Raw genomic sequence first — 2602 nt, 5'->3', positions numbered from 1 at the left:
GGCGAAAACATTGAAAAAGCGCTGAAGAAATTTAAAAGAAAATTCGAGAAAACCGGTGTTATTAAAGAACTGAGAGATCGTCAAGCTTTCACGAAACCGTCTGTGAGAAACAGAGTGGCTCGTATGAAGGCTGCCTATCGTCAATCTTTGCAACAGGCTGAAGAATAAAAATTCGAATTCTTCCTTTGTTTTTCCAAACAAAAGGCGTAACTTGCTTACGGCTTATTATTTATAAAAAATGACACAGATCGGACTATTTTTGAAATACTTGGAAGACGTGAAGCGTTACTCCGCTCATACGGTGGTCGCTTACAAAACGGATTTGCGTCAGTTTTACGACTTTTGTGGAATGGACGAGGAAGACGAGGATTTTTCCCGAATGACGACCAAGCTCGTGAGAGAGTGGGTCGTGGCGGAAATGAGAGGAGCTTTGAGGAACAAAGGAGGTAAACAAAAGTTGCATCCGGCTTCCGGTAAGCGTAAGTTAAGCAGCGTTAAAGCGTTTTTCCGTTTCCTCGTGAAAGAAGGGGTGATGGAGGTGAATCCGGCCGAAGATATTTCGGGACCGAAGTTGCCGAAAAGATTGCCTGTTTTCGTGAACGAGCAGGATATGGAGATCACGCTGGATGACGCGGAGAAAGAGGAAGGCTTTCATGGGTTGAGAGATTTTCTGATTTTGCTGATGGCTTACGACACGGGCATGAGGCGTTCTGAAATTGTCGGATTACGGCTGGTTGATGTTGATTTGTCGCGGCATTGTATACGTGTCCACGGTAAGGGCGGAAAACAGCGGGAAGTCCCGATCTTGAGAGAATTGGAGGAGGATATTGCTTGTTATATCAAGGGGCGTGCCGAAGTCGTGGAACGTGAACACGGGATGTTCTTCGTGACTGATAAAGGTAAGCCGATCTACCCGCAATTCGTTTACCGTTTGGTGGTGGCGGCGTTGGCAGAACATACTTCATTGTCAAAGCGCAGTCCGCACGTGTTGAGGCATTCGTTTGCCACTCACTTGCTGGAACACGGGGCGTCAATCCAAGGTATCAAGGAATTGTTGGGGCACTCCAGTCTGGCAGCCACTCAAGTTTACACGCATAATTCGGTAGAGAAAATGTTGAAGATTTTTAAACAAGCTCACCCGCGAGCATAAATTATAGGAGGAAACGATATGGAAATTAGAATTAATCCTGTAGGTTTTTCAGTTAATCCGGTGTTGGAAGAGTTTATAAACAAGAAATTCTCGAAGCTGGAAAAGTACCACGACGGTATTATGGGAGTTGACGTTACCTTGAAATTGGAAAAGGATGATCAACTCGAGAATAAACTGACCGAGGTACATGTAGATATAAAAGGGCAGGAAGTATTTGCCAAAAAGAACGCGAAAACTTTCGAGGAGACTGTCGATGAGTTGTATGATGTGCTCAAGAGACAGTTAGTTAAGGCGAAAGAAAAAAGAGAAAATTGAGAAAAATGATCTCATTTATTGTGAGATATGATTTTTAATTTGTACATTTGCAAGCCAAATTAAATGGGATTTCTCGCCTTGTTTGATCAAGAATCAGATAAACAGCGAGTTACTTGCATGAATATAGAGTTATTGTGATAAATTGTTTAATAATAAAATTGTTTTAGAGTTATGGCTAAAGAACATTTTGACAGGTCCAAACCACACGTAAATATTGGTACTATCGGTCACGTTGACCACGGTAAAACTACTTTGACGGCTGCTATCACTACGGTATTAGCAAAAAAAGGTCTTTCTGAATTGCGTTCTTTCGATTCTATCGATAACGCTCCGGAAGAAAAAGAAAGAGGTATCACTATTAATACTTCTCACGTAGAGTATTCAACAGCAAATCGTCACTACGCGCACGTTGACTGTCCGGGACACGCCGACTATGTAAAGAACATGGTAACCGGTGCTGCTCAGATGGATGGTGCTATCTTGGTTTGTGCCGCTACCGATGGTCCGATGCCTCAGACTCGTGAGCACATCCTTTTGGCTCGTCAGGTAAACGTTCCGAGAATCGTTGTGTTCTTGAACAAAGTGGATATGGTTGACGACCCGGAAATGTTGGAATTGGTTGAGATGGAAGTTCGCGAGTTGTTGTCTTTCTATCAATATGATGGTGACAATACCCCGGTGATCTTGGGTTCTGCTCTTGGAGCATTGAACGGAGAAGCTAAATGGGAAGAGAAAGTAATGGAATTGATGGACTCTGTTGACAACTGGATCGAGTTGCCGCAACGTGCCGTTGATAAACCTTTCTTGATGCCTGTTGAGGACGTGTTCTCTATCACTGGTCGTGGAACTGTTGCTACTGGTCGTATCGAAACCGGTATCATTCACACAGGTGATGAGATGGAAATCATCGGTTTGGGAGCTGACGGTAAGAAAACCGTATGTACCGGTGTTGAGATGTTCCGTAAGATTCTTGACGAAGGTCAGGCCGGTGACAACGTTGGTTTGTTGCTTCGCGGTATCGATAAAGACGAGATCAAACGTGGTATGGTATTGGCAAAACCGGGTTCTGTTAAACCGCACGATAAATTCAAAGCTGAGGTTTATATCTTGAAGAAAGAAGAAGGTGGTCGTCACACT

The 2602-nt window shown here is 43.7% G+C and carries 4 protein-coding genes; all 4 read left to right on the top strand.

All coding sequences use genetic code 11. The features are described from left to right. The coding region (gene rpsU / locus Q5866_RS21030) for a 30S ribosomal protein S21 (RefSeq protein WP_303182350.1) at positions 1-168 on the top strand (168 nt) is incomplete at its 5' end. A 70-nt stretch (positions 169-238) separates the two neighbouring features. Continuing rightward, complete coding sequence (locus Q5866_RS21025) at positions 239-1150, top strand: tyrosine-type recombinase/integrase (RefSeq protein ID WP_303182348.1); 912 nt, start codon at positions 239-241, stop codon at positions 1148-1150. 18 nt (positions 1151-1168) lie between these two features. Then, on the top strand, positions 1169-1465 hold the full coding sequence (gene raiA, locus Q5866_RS21020) for a ribosome-associated translation inhibitor RaiA (RefSeq protein WP_186976743.1): 297 nt from the start codon (positions 1169-1171) through the stop codon (positions 1463-1465). Between the two features lie 171 nt (positions 1466-1636). After that, positions 1637-2602: elongation factor Tu (gene tuf / locus Q5866_RS21015; RefSeq protein WP_303182346.1), on the top strand; the 966-nt coding region annotated here is incomplete at its 3' end.

Origin of the sequence: uncultured Butyricimonas sp. (genome assembly GCF_959596855.1) — a bacterium.
GTDB lineage: Bacteria > Bacteroidota > Bacteroidia > Bacteroidales > Marinifilaceae > Butyricimonas > Butyricimonas muris.
The sequence above is the reverse complement of the archived record's forward strand: the minus strand, read 5'-3'. Positions and strand labels throughout refer to the sequence as shown.